The organism is Nocardioides sp., from assembly GCF_014360585.1.
Lineage (GTDB): Bacteria > Actinomycetota > Actinomycetes > Propionibacteriales > Nocardioidaceae > Nocardioides.
Map to the genome: position 1 here is coordinate 1 of NZ_JACIXG010000105.1, position 16,993 is coordinate 16,993.

The 16,993-nt window shown below is 70.1% G+C and carries 15 protein-coding genes; 7 read left to right on the top strand and 8 right to left on the bottom strand.

Going from position 1 to position 16,993, the window contains the following annotated elements; all coding sequences use genetic code 11:
- Positions 1 to 82 precede the first annotated feature (82 nt).
- Positions 83 to 1,165, bottom strand: coding sequence for a DNA integrity scanning diadenylate cyclase DisA (gene disA, locus H5T77_RS23280; RefSeq protein WP_292652991.1), 1,083 nt, complete (start codon positions 1,163 to 1,165; stop codon positions 83 to 85).
- An 88-nt stretch (positions 1,166 to 1,253) separates the two neighbouring features.
- Positions 1,254 to 2,639 (bottom strand): DNA repair protein RadA, encoded by a 1,386-nt coding sequence (gene radA, locus H5T77_RS23285; protein WP_292652992.1) that lies wholly within the window; start codon positions 2,637 to 2,639, stop codon positions 1,254 to 1,256.
- 230 nt (positions 2,640 to 2,869) lie between these two features.
- On the opposite strand from radA, the gene H5T77_RS23290 reads away from it, so the two are divergent.
- Positions 2,870 to 3,901: a LacI family DNA-binding transcriptional regulator gene (locus H5T77_RS23290; protein ID WP_292653005.1), complete on the top strand. Its 1,032-nt coding sequence runs from the start codon at positions 2,870 to 2,872 to the stop codon at positions 3,899 to 3,901.
- Positions 3,902 to 3,978: 77 nt separating this feature from the next.
- Here H5T77_RS23290 and H5T77_RS23295 read toward each other — a convergent pair whose 3' ends face one another.
- Positions 3,979 to 4,743 (bottom strand): D-Ala-D-Ala carboxypeptidase family metallohydrolase, encoded by a 765-nt coding sequence (locus tag H5T77_RS23295; RefSeq protein WP_292652993.1) that lies wholly within the window; start codon positions 4,741 to 4,743, stop codon positions 3,979 to 3,981.
- Between the two features lie 99 nt (positions 4,744 to 4,842).
- On the bottom strand, positions 4,843 to 5,571 hold the full coding sequence (locus tag H5T77_RS23300; RefSeq protein WP_292652994.1) for an SDR family oxidoreductase: 729 nt from the start codon (positions 5,569 to 5,571) through the stop codon (positions 4,843 to 4,845).
- A 101-nt stretch (positions 5,572 to 5,672) separates the two neighbouring features.
- On the opposite strand from H5T77_RS23300, the gene H5T77_RS23305 reads away from it, so the two are divergent.
- Positions 5,673 to 6,518 (top strand): LysR family transcriptional regulator, encoded by an 846-nt coding sequence (locus tag H5T77_RS23305; RefSeq protein WP_292652995.1) that lies wholly within the window; start codon positions 5,673 to 5,675, stop codon positions 6,516 to 6,518.
- A gap of 3 nt (positions 6,519 to 6,521) precedes the next feature.
- Here the strand turns inward: H5T77_RS23305 and H5T77_RS23310 are convergent, their stop codons facing one another.
- From H5T77_RS23310 to H5T77_RS23320, 3 genes are all read right to left on the bottom strand, one after another.
- Positions 6,522 to 7,235 carry a class I SAM-dependent methyltransferase gene (locus H5T77_RS23310; RefSeq protein WP_292652996.1) on the bottom strand — a complete coding sequence of 238 codons (714 nt, stop codon included), beginning with the start codon at positions 7,233 to 7,235 and terminating at the stop codon, positions 6,522 to 6,524.
- Between the two features lie 83 nt (positions 7,236 to 7,318).
- Positions 7,319 to 7,975, bottom strand: coding sequence for a VOC family protein (locus H5T77_RS23315; RefSeq protein ID WP_292652997.1), 657 nt, complete (start codon positions 7,973 to 7,975; stop codon positions 7,319 to 7,321).
- An 89-nt stretch (positions 7,976 to 8,064) separates the two neighbouring features.
- Entirely contained in the window at positions 8,065 to 8,826 is a 762-nt protein-coding gene (locus tag H5T77_RS23320) for a DUF3109 family protein (protein WP_292652998.1), read from the bottom strand.
- A 221-nt stretch (positions 8,827 to 9,047) separates the two neighbouring features.
- On the opposite strand from H5T77_RS23320, the gene H5T77_RS23325 reads away from it, so the two are divergent.
- From H5T77_RS23325 to H5T77_RS23335, 3 genes are read left to right on the top strand one after another with little or no spacing between them, the layout of a single operon-like run.
- Complete coding sequence (locus H5T77_RS23325; protein ID WP_292652999.1) at positions 9,048 to 10,310, top strand: MFS transporter; 1,263 nt, start codon at positions 9,048 to 9,050, stop codon at positions 10,308 to 10,310.
- Positions 10,311 to 10,368: 58 nt separating this feature from the next.
- Positions 10,369 to 11,310, top strand: coding sequence for a Ppx/GppA family phosphatase (locus H5T77_RS23330; RefSeq protein ID WP_292653000.1), 942 nt, complete (start codon positions 10,369 to 10,371; stop codon positions 11,308 to 11,310).
- Positions 11,311 to 11,321: 11 nt separating this feature from the next.
- Positions 11,322 to 12,092, top strand: a complete 771-nt coding sequence (locus H5T77_RS23335; protein WP_292653001.1) for a sugar phosphate isomerase/epimerase family protein — start codon at positions 11,322 to 11,324, stop codon at positions 12,090 to 12,092.
- Between the two features lie 66 nt (positions 12,093 to 12,158).
- Here the strand turns inward: H5T77_RS23335 and H5T77_RS23340 are convergent, their stop codons facing one another.
- On the bottom strand, positions 12,159 to 13,364 hold the full coding sequence (locus H5T77_RS23340; protein ID WP_292653002.1) for an MFS transporter: 1,206 nt from the start codon (positions 13,362 to 13,364) through the stop codon (positions 12,159 to 12,161).
- 74 nt (positions 13,365 to 13,438) lie between these two features.
- Between H5T77_RS23340 and H5T77_RS23345 the strand changes: the two genes are divergently transcribed.
- Both H5T77_RS23345 and H5T77_RS23350 read left to right on the top strand, forming a co-directional pair.
- Positions 13,439 to 14,626: a heparan-alpha-glucosaminide N-acetyltransferase domain-containing protein gene (locus H5T77_RS23345; protein ID WP_292653003.1), complete on the top strand. Its 1,188-nt coding sequence runs from the start codon at positions 13,439 to 13,441 to the stop codon at positions 14,624 to 14,626.
- A gap of 143 nt (positions 14,627 to 14,769) precedes the next feature.
- Positions 14,770 to 16,899, top strand: coding sequence for a molybdopterin oxidoreductase family protein (locus tag H5T77_RS23350; protein ID WP_292653004.1), 2,130 nt, complete (start codon positions 14,770 to 14,772; stop codon positions 16,897 to 16,899).
- Positions 16,900 to 16,993: the final 94 nt, after the last annotated feature.

Below are 16,993 nucleotides of genomic sequence, written 5' to 3' on the forward strand. Positions count from 1 at the left end.
TCCGAGTTGGCACCGGCGTGCCAACTCGGACGACGGGAGTGACGCTTCGGCCGACGAGGGTGACGCCTCGGCAGGGGGCTTGTCAGACGTAGCGCTCGAGGATGGTGGACTCGGCGAGGCGGGAGAGGCCCTCGCGTACGGAGCGGGCACGGAGCTCGCCGACGCCTTCGACGGCCTGGAGGTCGTCGACGCTGGCGGAGAGGAGCTTCTGGAGGGTGCCGAAGTGGTCGACGAGGCGGTCGACGACGGCGGGAGGGAGGCGCGGGACCTTCGCGAGGAGGCGGTAGCCGCGCGGGGCGACGGCGCCGTCGAGCGCGTCGGAGGTGGTCAGGCCCAGGACGCGAGCGGTGGCTGCGGGGTCGACGAGCTCGGCGGAGTTGAGCGCCTCGAGCTCGGCCAGCAGCTCCTCGGGGCTGCGGGAGCGACGTCCGCGCGGGAGGTAGTCGCGAATGACCATCTCGCGCTCGGCGTCGACACCGGTGATGAGCTCCTCCAGTTGGAGGGACAGCAGTCGGCCGTCGGTGCCGAGCTCGAGGACGTAGTCCTCGATCTCGCGGGCGATGCGGGTGACCATCTCGAGGCGCTGCGCCACCACGGCGACGTCGCGCACGGTCACCAGGTCTTCGATCTCCAGCGCCGACAAGGTCGATGCGACCTCGTCGAGCCGCAGCTTGTAGCGCTCCAGGGTCGCCAGCGCCTGGTTGGCGCGGGAGAGGATCTGGCCGGAGTCCTCCAGGACGTGGCGGGTCTGTCCGACGTAGGCGGCGATGATCTGCATCGACTGGGACACCGAGATCACCGGGTGACCGGTCTGCTTCGCGACCCGGTCGGCGGTGCGGTGCCGGGTGCCGGTCTCGGTCGAGGGGATGGTGTGGTCGGGCATCAGGTGGACGGCGGCCTGCACGATGCGGCTCAGCGAGTCGTCGACGATGATCGCCCCGTCCATCTTGGCGAGCTCACGCAGGCCGGTGGAGGTGAACGGAACGTCGAGCGTGAAGCCCCCGGTCGAGATCCCATCGACCATGCTGTCGTAGCCGAGCACGATCAGCGCGCCGGTGCGGCCCCGAAGGATCCGCTCGAGCCCGTCACGCAGCGGTGTCCCGGGCGCGATGAGAGCGAGCGTCTCGCGCAGTCGGATGGAGTCCGCGGTGCGGTCGGCGGGCACGGGATTCCTTTCGGAGTGGGATGAGGTGATTCTAGCGGTGGATCCAACCGTAATGCCGAGAGCGATCTGCCACGAGTCACCAAGATCATTACACCAAGCGGAGGAATTCCAGGGCAGAACCGATGCTATGTACCTCAAAGACACGCATTCCGTCTACGTCGCGCTCATTGGGACGGTTGGGCACCGGCGTCCCCGGGTCGGCAGGGACGACCGCCACGGTGAACCCGAGCCGCGCCGCCTCGGAGAGTCGTTGGTCGAGATCGCGCACCCGTCGCAGCTCGCCGGCCAGGCCGATCTCCCCGAGCGCCACCACCCCGCGTGGGGTCGGAGTGCCGGTGTGGCTCGAGGCGACCGCGAGCGCCAGCGCCAGGTCGGCGGCCGGGTCGCTGATCCTGGCCCCGCCGACGGTCGAGGCGAACACGTCGCGACCCGAGAGGCCTACCCGCGCGTGCCGCTGCAGCACGGCAAGGATCATCGCGAGCCGGGAGCCGTCCAACCCCGAGGTCGTACGCTTCGCCCGCTCCTCCGCGCCCAGCACGGTCAGCGCCTGGATCTCGGCGAGCAGCGGTCGGCGCCCCTCCATCGTCACCGTGACGCAGGTGCCGGGGACTGCGACGTGATGGGTCTCCACGAAGAGCCCGGAGGGGTCGGTGACCGCCACGATGCCCTCGGAGGACAGGTCGAAGCAGCCCACCTCGTCGATCGGACCGAAGCGGTTCTTCATCGCCCGCACCATCCGGAACCGTGAGTCACGGGCACCCTCGAAGTGGAGGACCACGTCGACCAGGTGCTCCAGCACCCGCGGCCCGGCGATCGCCCCGTCCTTGGTCACATGGCCGACCAGCACGGTCGTGATGTTGCGCGTCTTGGCGACCCGGATCAGCGCCGCCGCGACCTCGCGCACCTGGGTCACTCCACCGGGCGCACCCTCGACCCCGGAGGCGCCGATGGTCTGCACGGAGTCGACCACGATCAGCTCGGGCCGGCTCTCCTCGATATGGGTCAGCATCGCGCCGAGATCGGTCTCGGCGGCGAGATAGAGCTCGTCCTGGATCGCGTTGGTGCGGTCGGCCCGCAGACGCACCTGCGAGGCGGACTCCTCACCGGTCACGTACAGCGCCCGGCGTCCGTAGCGCGCCGTCTGCGCGGCCACCTCCAGCAACAGCGTCGACTTCCCGACGCCCGGCTCGCCGGCCAGCAGGATCGCGGCCCCCGGCACCAGCCCGCCGCCGAGGACCCGGTCGAGCTCCGGCACCCCCGACGTACGCCGCTCCGACTCGCTCACCGACACCTGTCCGATCGGCACCGCCGCGGTGGAGACGGGGGACGCCTGCGTACGCCCGATCGGGGCGGCCGCCTCGGCGACCGACCCCCACGCCTGGCACTCGCCACAGCGACCGACCCACTTCGCTGTCTCCCAGCCGCACTCGGAGCATCGGTAGGTGGCGCGTTTGGACGAACGAGCGGTAGCCATGTCCTGCAATCTAGAGCACAGCGCCGACATCCGAGCCTGCGTCGCCGCGAGGAACGAGCGGCGGCGCAACGCGAGGAGGTCGAGCGAGCGCAGCGGGTGAGCTTGCGAACCCGCGAAGCGGGTCGAGACCGACATTAGGGGTGAAAGCATCGTGCGGGGTCAGCCTTCGTTACCATGGCTTGGAACGATCCAGAGTTTCACATCGGTATCAAGGGAGGCAGGGCGTGGTGATGCCGCGTTCCGGCGGTCATATCTCGGCCGCTCCGCCGACCCTGGCAGACGTCGCTGAGCTGGCCGGCGTCTCCCGGCAGACGGTCTCCAACGCGGTCAACAACCCCGACCTGCTGCGCGCCGACACCCTGGCCCGGGTGCAGGACGCGATCGACAAGCTCGGCTATCAGCCCAACCGGGCCGCGCGGAGCCTCCGGACCAGGGCCAGCCACCTGATCGGCCTGCGGATGCCCGCCCTCCAGGAGGGCACCGCCAACGCGATGATGGACCGGTTCGTCCACACCTTCGTCGAAGCCGCCGCCGAGACCGGCTACCACGTGCTGCTCTTCTACGGCGACCCTGCCGACCCGCTCGACGGCTACGACGAGCTCCTCCGGTCGACTGCGGTCGACGCCTTCGTGGTGACCGACACCCACCTCGGTGGCCAGCAGACGACCTGGCTGCAGTCCAGGCGGGCGCGGTTCGTCTCCTTCGGTCGCCCCTGGACCCAGCCCGACGCCAAGCATCCCTGGGTCGACGTCGACCTCGCCTACGGCGCTGAGATCGCGACTGAGCACCTGATCGAGCGCGGCCACTCCAAGATCGCCTGGATCGGCTGGCACAAGGACTCCCTGCTGGGGGAGGAGCGGCGCAGCGGCTGGATCCACGCGATGCACACCCACGGCCTCTCGACCACCGGCCTGGCCTCGCGCACCGAGGACTCGATCAGCTCGGGCAAGGCGGCCGCCGACGCGATCCTGGACGAGACCGAGCCGACCGCGCTCGTCTGCGCCTCCGACACCCTCGCGATGGGCGTGCTCCACTCGCTCTTCGAGCGGCGGCTGCGGCTCGGCGAGGACATCGCGGTGGTCGGCTTCGACGACTCCCAGGTCGCGCAGACCGTGCCGCCGGGGATCACCTCCGTACGTCCTCCGCTGGAGGAGGCCGCCCGCGAGCTGGTCAAGGCTCTCGAGGAGCTGCTCGCGACCCCGTCCTACGCCGCGCCGGGCGTGATGCTCAAACCGGTCCTCACCGTGCGCGGGTCTTCCTAGCTCACCAGCTCCGAGAGCTGGTCGGGACCGATCCCGATCCCGACCAGCTCGTCGACTTGTCCTAAGAGCTCACAGTCCTAGAAGCACTGCGACGCGCTGTGGAAGACGCTCGACTGGATGCCGAGGTGGACGTGGTCGCTGTGGTCGGGATATCCCGGCCCGAGCACCTGCGGGAACGACTGGCGTGAGGCCCGCGCGATGCCACACATGGTCGTCGCGCTGCTGCCGGGGACCAGGTCCATCCCGCGGCCATAGAGGTGGTTGCTGTTGGATGCTCCGCCGACCCTGTCGTTGCAGGCCTTGGAGCGGTAGGCCGACGTCACCCTCAGCGGGTTGTCGCCGAGCCGGTGCCGGATCGCCTCGGCTCGCCACATCGCCTGCATCAGGTTGGCTTTGACCTGGGCGATCGTGGTCCCGGAGACCGGCGTCGGCCAGCCTCCGAAGCAGACGTCGTCGACCTCGCTCCACGAGAAGTGGATGGGAGTGCAGTCGTCGTCTTGGAGGGCGTAGAGCTTGTTGAACGTGTTGGGCCCCGCGACGCCGTCTGCGCTGAGGCCGTAGGCGGACTGGAAGTTTCGAACCGCGGTCGTGGTCGCCGGGCCGTAGGATCCGTCGATCGTGAAGATCGTGCGCGATGTCGCCCATCCGGCCACCCGGATCTGCAGTTGGGTGACGTCGGACCCGGTCGCGCCCTGCTGCAGGGTGCGACCCCAGGTGTAGCAGGCGTCGGCGTGGGCGGGGGCGGCTGTGGAGGTGATGGCGACCAAGCTGGCCGCCAACGTGATGAGGAGAGAACCGATGACCGTGCCGAGGCGATGCCCGGGACGTGGAGTGAGGCGCATCTGTGGAGCTCCTTACCTTTCCGAGAGGTCCGAGAGGACCCGGTCGCTCCTAGGGTGGCGGCTTTTGCTGTCGTGTACTTGGATTTCAGGTGAATGTAATCACCAGGGAATGACGCCGGCGTCCTCGAAGTAGCCGCCGGTCGGGCCGCCGTCGGGAAGGGTCGCGAGGCTGATCGCGATCCGGGCGCCCTCTTCAGGAGTGCGTACGCCACGGAAGCCGTTCAGGTCGGTGGCCACGAACCCGGGGCAGCCGAGGTTGATCAGGATGTTCGTGTCGCGCAGCTCCTTGGCGTACTGGATCGTGACGGCGTTGAGGAACGTCTTCGACGGGCTGTACGCCCCCGAGATCGGTCCCACCGCCAGCGGGTCATCGGTCGCCGTCTGGCGGGCGAGCGACCCGACGCCGCTGGACATGTTGACGATCCGCGGAGACGAGGAGCGTCGCAGCAGCGGCAGCGTCGCGTTGATGACCCGCACGACGCCGAAGACGTTGGTCTCGACCGCCATCCGCATGGCCTCGATCGAGACGGTCGTCGGGTTCTGCGGCATGCCGCCGGTGACTCCGGCGTTGTTGACGAGTACGTCGAGCCCGCCCTGCTCCTCGAGCAGCCGGGCCGCGGCGGCGGCACTGGCGTCGTCGGTCACATCCAGCGGCACCCCGAAGGCGTCGACGCCGTTGGCGCGCAGCTTCTCCACGGCGGCCTCGCGGCGGGCGTCGTCGCGGGCGCCGACACCGACCTTCCAGCCCCGTGCGCCGAGGCCTGCGGCGATCTCGTAGCCGATTCCCTTGTTTGCGCCGGTGACCAGCGCGATCGTGTTTTCGCTCATGCCGTCAAGCCTGGTCGGTGGCCCGGGGAACACTCCAATATCACCTCGGTGGCCACCCATACCTGCTGGGTATGTTTCCAGGTCGGAGTAGGGTCGAGATCATGGAGACGCGCGAGCTTCGCTACTTCGTCGCGGTCGCCGAGGAGCTTCACTTCAGCCGCGCGGCGGCTCGTCTCGGGATCGCCCAGCCGCCGCTGTCACGCGCGATCAGCCGGCTCGAGCGGCGGCTTGGTGGCCCGCTGCTCGAGCGCAACAGCCGGGGCGTCACGCTGACTGACGCCGGCCGCGTGCTCCTCGCCGAGGCCCGCGCTGCCCTCGACGCTGTCGACGCGGCCGAGCGCCGCACCCGTCGCGCGACCGGCGACGGTGCCGAACCGGCCCTGGTCCTGGTCTCCAAGGCCGGCGCCTCGACGGAGCTCCTGACAAAGCTGCTCGACGCCTACGCTGCCGAGCCGGGGTCGGTGAAGGTCGAGGTCGACCTGTGCGGTATCGGGGAGCAGGGGCCGAGGCTGCGTGACGGCCGGGCCGACATCGCGCTGCTGCATCTTCCGTTCGACTCCGTCGACGGGCTCGACTCGGAGGATCTGCTCACCGAGGGTCAGGTCGCGGTCCTGCCCTCCAGCCACCCCTGGGTTACCCGGCCACAGCTGAGGCTGGCTGACCTCGAGGACATCCCGAGCCTCCCGCCGATGCGCTGGCCGTCGGCCGGTGGAGGGTTCCCCGACGGCCCCGGACCGGAGATCCGCGACTTGGCGCAGCTCTATCAGCTGATCGGGCTCGGCCGGGCGTACACGATCCTGCCGGAGTCCGCGCGCGCCGAGCAGCAACACGGCGTCGCCACCGTCCCGGTCCTGGACGCTCCCGAGGTCACCACGGTCATCGCCTGGCCGCAGCACAGCCGTTCACTCGCCCTGGCCACGCTGGTCCAGACCGCGACGCGGCTCTAGGGCCTAGAACTGCTTCCACCAGAGGTTCACCGCGTAATCGACGTACGTCCCCTGGTGTTCGTCCAGGATCGCCGCCGCGGTCGCCTGATCGAACTCGATCCGTACGACGGCCTCCAGGTCCGCGCGAGTGCTGAACGACCAGTCCATGTCGACGGGGACGCGCGTCCAGCCGTGCATCGACCAGAACCGCTCCTGCTCCTCGGGCGGCGGGACGTTCGGGTAGCCACGGCGGAACCATGCGCCGAAGCTCGAACGGGAGCCGTCGTTGTCGATCACCATCGCCACACCGCCGCGGCGCATCACCCGGTCGAGCTCGCCGAGCCCTGGCTCACAGCCAGGGCCGAAGAAGTAGGCCCAACGAGCGTGCATGACGTCGACCGACGCGGGCGGGAGCGGCAGCTGCTGCGCGATGCCGTTGTGGACGGTGACGTTCGAGAGTCGTCTCGTACGCCGCCGGGCCAGCGTCACCAGGTCCGGATGCGGCTCGATGCCGGTGACGGCGCGGGCGTCTTCGGCGAACTTCGGCAGGTAGAACCCGGTGCCGCAGCCCAGGTCGAGGACGTCGCGCCCGGCCCACGGCGCGGTCTCGGCCATGGCGGCCCAGAGCCGACCGTGCGGGTCGAGCGCACGGTTCTCGATCTCGTACGTCGCGGTGTGGTGCCAGATGTTCGGCGACGGGATCGCTCCCGTCGCGCCGGGGAGGTCAGTGCGGCTCATGTTTCCTCGGAGGGTGGTCTCGACAAGCTCGACCACCGAAGGTCACGGGATCGCTCCCGTCGCGCCGGGGAGGTCGAGCCTTGTCAGATCCGGACCTCGCCGTGGGGCGTCACGAACTTGGCGGCCAGCAGGCCGGGGGTGCCGTGCTCGGCGACCCAGTCGATGTGGACGTTCTCGGCGGGCTTGCCGGTCCAGGGGTCGACCCGCTCCTTCAGCTCGTCGCCGAGGTAGTCCTTGACCCGCTCGGGATCACCGGAGATCTCCAGGTCGGTGAGGGTGATGTCGGAGCCGGCGTTGCCGGGGTGGAGATCGGGGGTCTCCCACTTGATGAAGTAGGGCAGCTGCGGGTCGGCGATCAGGCCGTTGATGCCGATCTGCTGCCAGTGGAGCTCGCGACCGTCGGGGAGGTGACGGTTGCCGGGAACTGCCTTGCGGCCGAGCCGATCCTCGATCGGGGTCATGTCGTCGACGCCGATCACGAAGCCGATCCAGCCGCCGCCGAGCGCGGAACGGGCCTTGACGGCCTGCCCGAACGGGGCCTTGTCGCTGGCCGGATGCTCGAGCGCCTCGACGACCTCGAGGTAGAGGCCGCCGCGCATCGGGAGGATGAAGTTGCGGGTGCCGAAGCGAGGGTGGACGCCGCCATCGACGAACTCCTGGCCGAGCAGCTCGCCGAGCTGCTTGGCGGTCTGAGCCAAGCCATCGGGTCCTGCAGCGTACGAAACGTGGTCCAGGCGCATGTAACGATTCTGAACGCTCGCTGAGGGAGAGACCAATCCAGGGTCGCTATCTCTTGATGTCGAGAGATAGCTCGGCGTCCTGGTGCAGGTCAGCGCGGGCTGGCGGGGTGGAGGGCCAGCGCGGACCTCGACCGGACGTGCGCCTCGCAGTGGCGGACGAGCTCGGCGTACGCCGCCTGGCCCATCAGCTCGGTGAGCTCGGCCGCGTTGGTGAGGTAGACGGGCTCGACGGCGACGTGGGCCTCGGTGTTGCCGGAGCAGTACCAGTCCAGGTCGTGACCGCCCGGGCCCCAGCCGCGTCGGTCGTACTCGGTGATCGTCACCTCGGTGTAGGTCGTCCCGTCGGTGAGCTCGACGTCACGGAACGTACGCCGGATCGGCAGCTGCCAGCACACGTCCGGCTTCGTCTCGAAGTGCTCCCGGCCCTCGGCCGCGGCCAGGATGTGGAGCGCGCACCCCGATCCGCCGGCGAATCCCGGCCGGTTGGACAGCACGCACGACTCCTGCCCGCGAAACTCCGTTACGCGCGTCTTCCGCTCGCCGTCGTCATCGAGCTCGACCCAGTCGTCGGTCCCCACCTCGCGCCCCGGGTGCTGCTCCCACAGCTCCGGGGTCAGCTTCTGGACGAACTCCGCCGTCCGGGACTCGTCCTCCTCGTCGGCGAAGTGCGCCCCCAGCGTGCAGCACCCGACGTCCGGCGAGCTCTTGAACATCCCTGGACAGCCGTTGCCGAAGATGCAGGAGTACGCCGACGTCAACCAGGTCAGGTCGCAGCGCATCCGCTCGTCCGGGTCGTCGGGGTTGGCGAACTCCACCCACGCACGCGGGAAATCCAGGGGTACTTCGGGCACCTCGTAAGCCTACGTCCCGGGCCCCGGACGCACGTGATGGCGACCATGATCTCGTGGCGTGGCCCGAGGAGCCGACGATTCCGAGGGAGTGGGGAGGGGAGCGTATTCTTGTATCTGCGGAGCGACCGCTCCGTTTTCTTCGTGTGTATCACCTCGCGCTGGCCCCGCCGGCGGACCAAGGCGGCACAGAGCCGCGGTTCGCAGCGGGAGGTTCGAAAGTGATGTCAGGGCAGGGCGAGCAGAGGCTGGTTCGCGCCGTCGGGAAGACGTACTTCCCGCTCGCGCTGGTCGCGCGGATGCCGTACGCGATGATGGTCGTCGGTGTGCTGACGCTGGTCGTCGCGGGCCGCGGATCGCTGGCGCTCGGTGGTCTGAACTCAGCGATGGTGGGGATCGGCGCCGCGACGTGCGGCCCGCTTCTGGGTGCGGCCGTCGACCGGTTCGGTCAGCGTCGCGTCCTGCTGGTGATCAGCGTCCTCAGCAGCGCAGCGTTGGCGGCCATGGCCTGGGTCGTCTACAGCCCGCTGCCGGACGTGGCGGTGCTGGCGGTGGCGTTCCTGGTCGGTGCGACCGCCCCGCAGATCGCCCCGCTGTCGCGGTCTCGGCTGTTCGCGATCATCTCTGAGCACATCGTCCCGGCACGCCGCGTGCGGGTGCTCAACTCGACGATGGCCTACGAGTCGGCGGCCGACGAGATCGTCTTCATCGTCGGCCCGGTCGTCGCCGGCGTCCTCGCCGTGACGATCGACCCGTGGGCACCGGTCGTCGCCGCTGCGGTGCTCACCCTGATCTTCGTCTCGGCCTTCGCCGTTTACCCGAGCGCCGCGACCGCGCAGGCGACCGCTGGACGTACGCCGGCCGCGGGCTCCGCCCGTGAGCTCGCTCGTCCGGGCGTGGTCGTCGTCGTGGTCGGCATCCTCGGCGTCGGCCTCTTCTTCGGCTCGATGCTCACCTCGCTGACCGCGTTCATGGCCGACCACGGCCGCCCGGAGGAGGCCGGCCTGATCTACGCCGCGATGGGCGTCGGGTCCGCCGCGCTGGCGCTGGGCGTCGCGGCCTTCCCAGTCGGCTTCACCGCGACCGCGCGCTGGCTGGTCTTCGGCGGCGTGATGCTCGCCGGTGCCCTCGTGCTGCCGACGGTGTCCTCGCTGACCGGGATGGTGCTCGCGCTGCTCGTCGTCGGCATCGGGATCGGTCCGACGCTGGTCACGCAGTACGGCCTCGGTGCCCGCCGCAGCCCGGTCGGCCGCTCGGCCACCGTGATGACAATGCTCGGCTCCGGCGTGATCCTCGGGCAGTCCCTCGCCTCCGCGGTCACCGGCGAGATCGCCGAACGCTGGGGCACCGAGGCGGCCCTGGCCATGCCTGCGGCTGCCGCGCTGGTGGTCGTCCTCGCGGGAGCCGTCAACGCCCGGATCGGGGAGCCTGCCCCGGTCGCGGCGGCCCTCGACCTCGAACACGCTTCGGCTACCTCCAGCCGCTGAATCGCCCGCAGGGCAACCTTTGGAACACGAGGTACGCCCAGCGAAGTAGCGTAGAGCCATGCGTCTGGGCGTACTCGACATCGGATCGAACACGGGACACCTGCTCGTGGTCGACGCCCACGGCGGGGCCGCCCCGTTGCCGGCGTACTCGTTCAAGCAGCCCTTGAGGCTGGCGGAGCATCTCGACGACGCGGGCGACGTGACCGAGGCGGGGATCGAGGCGCTGGCCGCGTTCACCCGGGACTCGGTGCGGGTCGCGGAGGAGAAGGGGGTCGCCGAGATGCTGGCGTTCGCGACCTCGGCGGTGCGCGATGCCGGCAACTCGCAGGCCGTGCTCGACCGCGTACACGCCGAGACCGGGGTCGAGATCGAGGTCCTTCCCGGCGACGACGAGGCGCGGCTGACCTTCCTGGCCGTACGCCGCTGGTTCGGCTGGTCCGCGGGCCGGCTCGCCGTCTTCGACATCGGCGGCGGTTCGCTGGAGATCGCGGCCGGACTGGACGAGCAGCCGTACGTCGCGTGGTCGCTGCCGCTCGGCGCCGGCCGGCTCGCGCGCAGCTACTCCGGTGACCGGCCGACCGACGACGAGCTGCGGGAGATGCGCCGGATGATCCGCGCCGCGATCGCCGAGGACGCGGGCAAGATCCTGCGCGGTGGCCGCCCGGAGATGGCGGTGGCGACCTCGAAGACATTCCGATCGCTGGCACGCATCTGCGGCGCCGCGCCGAGCGGTGAGGGGCTGCGGGTGCGCCGCGATCTGTCGCTGGCCGAGCTGCGCCGCTGGATCCCGAAGCTGCTGGACATGTCGCTCGAGGAGCTCTCGGAGCTGCCCGGCGTCAGCCCCTCGCGGGCCCATCAGATCGTCCCGGGTGCGCTGGTCGCCGAGGCGTGCCTCGACATCTTCGATCTGCCAGCCTTCGAGATCTGCCCCTGGGCGCTGCGTGAGGGGCTGATCCTCGACCGCATGGACCACCTGTCCTTCATCGGAAGTGCTGAGTAGGAGACCCCGCGATGATCTCGCTGTCGACCTCCTCGACCTACCCAGAGTCGACCGCCCACGGCTTCGCCTATGCGGCCGAGGTGGGATACGACGGTGTCGAGGTGATGGTCGGGCTCGATGCCCTCTCCCAGCAGACCCATGCGATCAAGCAGCTCTCCGAGCACCACGGCCTACCGGTCGTCGCGATCCACGCGCCGACGTTGCTGTTCACCCAGCAGGTCTGGGGCTTCGAGCCCTGGGGCAAGCTCGAGCGGTCGGCCGAGATGGCCGTCGAGGTCGGGGCCCAGGTGGTCGTCGTCCACCCGCCGTTCCGCTGGCAGCGTGAGTACGCGGTCGGCTTCGTGGAGGGGATCGCCACGCTGGAGCGGTCGACCGGGCTGCGCTTCGCGGTGGAGAACATGTACCCGTGGCGGGCGGCCAAGCGCGCCACGCAGATGTATCTGCCCCACTGGGACCCCTCGACCGAGGAGTACGCGAACACCACCATCGACCTCTCCCACGCCGCGATCGCCGGTGATGACGTGATCGAGATGGCGAAGCGGCTGGGTCCGCGGCTCCGGCACGTCCACCTCACCGACGGCACCGGCTCGGCCAAGGACGAGCACCTCATCCCCGGCCGCGGACACATGGGAGCCGACCGGTTCCTTCGCCACCTGGCCGCATCAGGGTTCGAGGGCGAGATCGTGCTGGAGATCAACACCCGCAAGTCCGGCTCGCGGGCCGGCCGCATCGCCGACCTGCGCGAGTCGCTCGAGTTCGCCCGCGAACACTTCCGCATCTGACCGCCACGTCGGTCTCGACACGGATTCGTTCGTCCCTCACGAATCCGGCTCGACCGACGGTAGGACTCAGTCGTGGGCGGCGAGCCAGGACCAGGCCAGCGAGACCAGCGCCAGAGCGATGACGGCGGTGGCGAGTCCCCACCAGCCGACGACGTACGCATAGCCGAGCAGCCAGCCGAAGAGGCTCGAGCCGCCGTAGTAGAAGAGGTTGTAAAGGGCGCTGGCCTGGGCTTTCCCGACCCGGGCGCGGGCGCCCACCCAGCCCGAGGCGACACCGTGGGCGCCGAAGAAGCCGGTGGTGAGGACGAGGAGGCCGGTCAGGACCATCGCGAGGTTGTCGGGGAGGGTCATCACGACCCCGACGATCGTGATGACGACGCAGGTCAGCATGACCTTTCGCCGGCCGTGGGTGGCGGCCAGGCGGCCCGCGACCGAGGACGACACGGTGCCGCCGAGGTAGGCGAAGAAGATCTGGCTCGAGATCGCCACCGGCAGCCCGAAGGGCTCGCGTTCGAGGCGGAACCCCAGATAGTTGTACGTCGCCACGAACCCGCCCATCAGCAGCGCCGCCTGCCCGTAGAGGACGAGCATGCCCGGGTCGCGGAGGTTGGCGAGCACCCCTTCACGTACGGAGGTGGTCGGCCTACCGGTCGGGCGGGCCCAGCCCTGGGCACGCGGGATCAGCGTGATGGCGATGACGGCGGCGATCGCGGAGAGGATCCCGCCGGCCAAGACGCCCAGGCGCCAGCCGCCGAGGTCGGCGAACGGTCCGGTGACGACCCGGCCCAGGAGGCCGCCGACCGTGGTGCCGGAGATGTAGATGGCCGCGGCGAGGCTGACGTGGCGTACGTGGATCTCCTCGGCCAGGTAGGCGACCGCGAGGGCGGGTACGCCGCCGAGGGCGAGGCCTTCGAGGCTGCGTAGGACGAGCAGCGTGGTGAAGCCGGGGGCGAGCGGGGTGAGCAGGCCGAGGACGAGGGAGAGCGAGAGCGCGATCTTCATCGCCGGGGCCCGGCCGATGCGGTCCGCGACCCACGACCAGCCGAGCACGCTGACCGCGAGGCCGAGGGTGGCGGTGGAGACGGTGAGCGCCGCCGAGGCCTCGTTGACCTCGAGCGCCTGGGCGACGGTGGGGAGGATGCCCTGGGTGGAGTACATCTGCCCGAAGGTCGCGATCCCGGCCGCGAAGAGGCCGATCAGGATCCGCCGGTAGCCGCTGCTGCCGGCGTCGTGGCCTACCCATTCGCGGGTCAGGGAGGCGTCTACGGACATCGTTCTCACGTTAGATCAGGCGGCATATCCCGGTGAACCTGGCGCGTACGTGACATATCTCTACTCTTGGGTCGATGTCCGCCTCCACGTCCTCCGTCGCCGACCGCCTCTCCGGCCGGCTCTCGACGCGTCTCGTCGGGATCGATGTGGCGCGGTGCCTGGCGCTGCTGGGGATGATGGCGACGCACGTGCTCGACCCGGTCGACGCGTCCGGGGAGCTGACCAGGATCCAAGAGGTGGCCGGTGGCCGGTCCGCGGCGCTCTTCGCGGTGCTGGCCGGCGTCAGCCTGGCGCTGATGACCGGACGTCAGACGCCGGTGCGGGGATGGGTGCTCGGGTCCCGGTCGATGGGGCTCGCCGCTCGGGCGGTGCTGATCGCCGCGCTCGGGCTGGTGCTCGGATCTCTCGGCACTGGCATCGCGATCATCCTGACCTACTACGGCATGCTGTTCCTGATCGGCATCCCGTTCCTCGGGCTGCGGGTGCGGTGGCTGTGGCTGCTCGGCGTGGCCTGGATCGTGGTGGGTCCGCTGCTGTCGATGGGAATCCGCCCGCTGCTGCCGCCGCGGCAGTTCGACAGCCCGGAGCCGTCCCAGCTGCTGGAGCCGGGCCAGCTGCTCGCCGAGCTGCTCTTCACCGGCTACTACCCGGCTGTCCCGTGGCTCGCCTACCTGCTGATCGGCATGGCCATCGGCCGCATCGACCTGCGCAACCGGATCGTGGTCGGCATGCTCTGGAGCGGCGGCATCATCGTCTCCATCTCGGCCACCTGGCTGTCCGGGAGGCTGACGCGGCTGCCGTCGGTCGCCGAGGAGCTGCTGCGTAGCCATCCCGGGATGGACATCGACAGCGCGCTGACCGCGATGAGCCACGGCCTCTACGGCCAGACGCCGATCGACGGCGGCTGGCAGTGGCTGCTGGTCGTCGCGCCGCACTCGACCACGCCGTTCGACCTGGCGCAGACGATCGGCAGCTCGATGTTCGTCATCGGCGCGTGCCAGATGATCGCGCTGCGGCTGCCGGATCGGTGGCGCGTCGGGATGGCGGTGCTGTTCGGCGCCGGCACGATGACGCTGACGCTCTACAGCCTGCACGTGGTGATGATGACCGCTGCCGTCTGGCCGGCGGAGACCCCCGGGTCGTACGTCGTCCACGTGCTCGTCGTGCTGACCATCGGCGCTCTCGTCACCGTCTGGGGCCGTCCCGGCCCGCTCGAATGGCTCGTCGGCCGTCCCGCCGCCTGGCTTCGGCGTCTGGAGTAGATCCGGGCGCCGCCTCGGCAGAAGTGGGTTGTGAGGTGGTGAGCGGAAGTTGACGGAAGGGGTACGGAGGGCCGGTCGGTGCGAAACGTCGACGCCGGAATGTAGGGGTTGCCCACCCCCGACCCGAAACGGTGTGAGTACGCGTGACCGACACCCACTGTCCTTACTGCAGTCTGCAGTGCGGGATGACCCTTTCACGCAAAGGGCCCCGTCTGGAGGTCAGTGTGCGATCCCAGAAAAATCGGCACAGCCCGGTGAACGAGGGTGCGTTGTGTCGCAAGGGGTGGACGGCAGCGGGGCTGCGCGGCAGCCGCGAGCGGCTCACCACCCCGATGGTGCGCGACCGGGCGACGGGGGAGTGGAGCGCGGCGACGTGGGACGAGGCTCTCGACCTGATCGCGGCGAAGCTCGCCGAGCTGCGCGACGTCCATGGCGCCGACGCCAACGCCGTCTTCGGTGGCGGCGGGCTGACCAACGAGAAGGCGTACCAGCTCGGGAAGTTCGCCCGGGTCGCGCTCGGCACCTCCCAGATCGACTACAACGGGCGCTGGTGCATGTCCTCGGCGGCCTCGGCCGGCAACCAGGCCTTCGGCGTCGACCGCGGGCTGCCGTTCCCGCTGGCTGACATCGAGCAGACCGACGTCTGTGTGCTGGTCGGCTCCAACCTCGCCGAGACGATGCCGCCGGCGGCCCGCCACCTCGACCGGCTGCGCGAGAGGGGCGGCCGCGTGGTGGTCATCGACCCTCGGCTGACTCCCACGGGCGAGCGTGCCGACCTCTTTCTCCAGCCGGTCCCCGGGACCGACCTGCCCCTCGCGCTCGGCGTGCTGCACCTGCTCGACGCCGCCGGCGCGGTCGACGAGGACTACATCGCCGAACGCACCACAGGCTTCCAGGACGTACGCCGCTCCGTGGCTGCCTGGTGGCCGGAGATGGTCGAGCGGGTCAGCGGGGTCGAGGCCGCGCAGCTGCGTGAGCTCGCGGACCTGCTCGCGGGCGCGGAGAAGGTGATGGTGCTGACCGCGCGGGGCGCCGAGCAGCACGCCCAGGGCACCGCCACCGTGCTGGCCTGGCTCAACGTCGCGCTCGCGCTCGGCATGCCGGGGCGGCCCTTCTCCGGCTACGGCTGCCTGACCGGGCAGGGCAACGGCCAGGGCGGTCGCGAGCACGGTCAGAAGGCCGACCAGCTTCCGGGTTACCGGATGATCGACGACCCTGCGGCTCGGGCGCACGTCGCCGGGGTCTGGGGGATCGATCCGGAGACCATCCCCGGCAAGGGGCGCTCCGCCTACGAGCTCCTCGATGCCCTCGGCACCCCCGACGGCCCCAAGAGCCTTCTGGTCTTCGGCTCCAACATCGTCGTCTCCGCCCCCAACGCCTCTCACGTCGCCTCCCGCCTGGCAGATCTGGATCTGCTGGTCGTGGCCGACATGGTGATGAGCGAGACCGCCGCGCTCGCCGACGTGGTCCTGCCCGTGACCCAGTGGGCCGAGGAGACCGGCACCATGACCAACCTCGAGGGCCGGGTCATCCTGCGCAACCAGGCGATCACCCCGCCCGACGGCGTGCGGAATGACCTGGACGTGATCGCCGGCCTGGCCACCCGACTCGAGGCTCCGGCCGGGGTACGACGGGACGTTCTTGTCGATTACCCGTCGGTAGACCGACAAGAACGTCCCGTCGTATCGGGCGCGACCCGCTGGCAGACCGACCCCGAGGAGATCTTCACCGAGCTCCGCGCCGCATCGAAGGGCGGGAAGGCCGACTACAGCGGGATCACCTACGACCGTATCCGTGAGGAGGACGGGGTCTTCTGGCCCTGCCCGGAGGGCAGCGACGGGACCCCGCGCCTCTTCACCGACACCTTCTTCCACGCCGACGGCCGCGCCCGATTCGTCGACGTCGCCCACCGTGGTCCGGCGGAGCAGACAACCGCCGACTTCCCGCTCCACCTGACCACCGGCCGGGTCCTCGCCCAGTACCAGTCCGGTGCGCAGACCCGGCGGATCAAGGAGCTGCCGGACGACGGCATCTTCGTCGAGCTCCACCCGCTGCTCGCGGACCGGGTCGGGGCGCACGACGGCGACCCCGTCGTCGTACGAACCGCTCGTGGGGAGCTGAAGGCGCCCGCGCGGATCGTCACCACCATCCGTCCCGACACCGTCTTCGTCCCGTTCCACTGGGTCGGCGCCAACAGGCTGACCAACGACGCCCTCGACCCGTCCTCGCGGATGCCGGAGTTCAAGGTCTGTGCCGCGGCGGTGACGGCATGAGCGAGCGCACCGTCGGTCGAGGGCCACTTCGTTCAGACCCTCGCGAAGCTAGCGTGTCGAGACCAACACAGTCGCGTACGAACCGTGTTGGTCT

Coding starts and splice junctions, on each gene's coding strand:
- H5T77_RS23310 (WP_292652996.1), bottom strand. CDS start 7,235: ATGAGCCGCACTGACCTCCCCGGCGCGACGGGAGCGATCCCGTCGCCG.
- H5T77_RS23325 (WP_292652999.1), top strand. CDS start 9,048: ATGTCAGGGCAGGGCGAGCAGAGGCTGGTTCGCGCCGTCGGGAAGACG.
- H5T77_RS23330 (WP_292653000.1), top strand. CDS start 10,369: ATGCGTCTGGGCGTACTCGACATCGGATCGAACACGGGACACCTGCTC.
- H5T77_RS23300 (WP_292652994.1), bottom strand. CDS start 5,571: ATGAGCGAAAACACGATCGCGCTGGTCACCGGCGCAAACAAGGGAATC.
- H5T77_RS23345 (WP_292653003.1), top strand. CDS start 13,439: ATGTCCGCCTCCACGTCCTCCGTCGCCGACCGCCTCTCCGGCCGGCTC.
- H5T77_RS23315 (WP_292652997.1), bottom strand. CDS start 7,975: ATGCGCCTGGACCACGTTTCGTACGCTGCAGGACCCGATGGCTTGGCT.
- H5T77_RS23340 (WP_292653002.1), bottom strand. CDS start 13,364: ATGTCCGTAGACGCCTCCCTGACCCGCGAATGGGTAGGCCACGACGCC.
- H5T77_RS23335 (WP_292653001.1), top strand. CDS start 11,322: ATGATCTCGCTGTCGACCTCCTCGACCTACCCAGAGTCGACCGCCCAC.
- H5T77_RS23290 (WP_292653005.1), top strand. CDS start 2,870: ATGCCGCGTTCCGGCGGTCATATCTCGGCCGCTCCGCCGACCCTGGCA.
- radA (WP_292652992.1), bottom strand. CDS start 2,639: ATGGCTACCGCTCGTTCGTCCAAACGCGCCACCTACCGATGCTCCGAG.
- H5T77_RS23295 (WP_292652993.1), bottom strand. CDS start 4,743: ATGCGCCTCACTCCACGTCCCGGGCATCGCCTCGGCACGGTCATCGGT.
- H5T77_RS23305 (WP_292652995.1), top strand. CDS start 5,673: ATGGAGACGCGCGAGCTTCGCTACTTCGTCGCGGTCGCCGAGGAGCTT.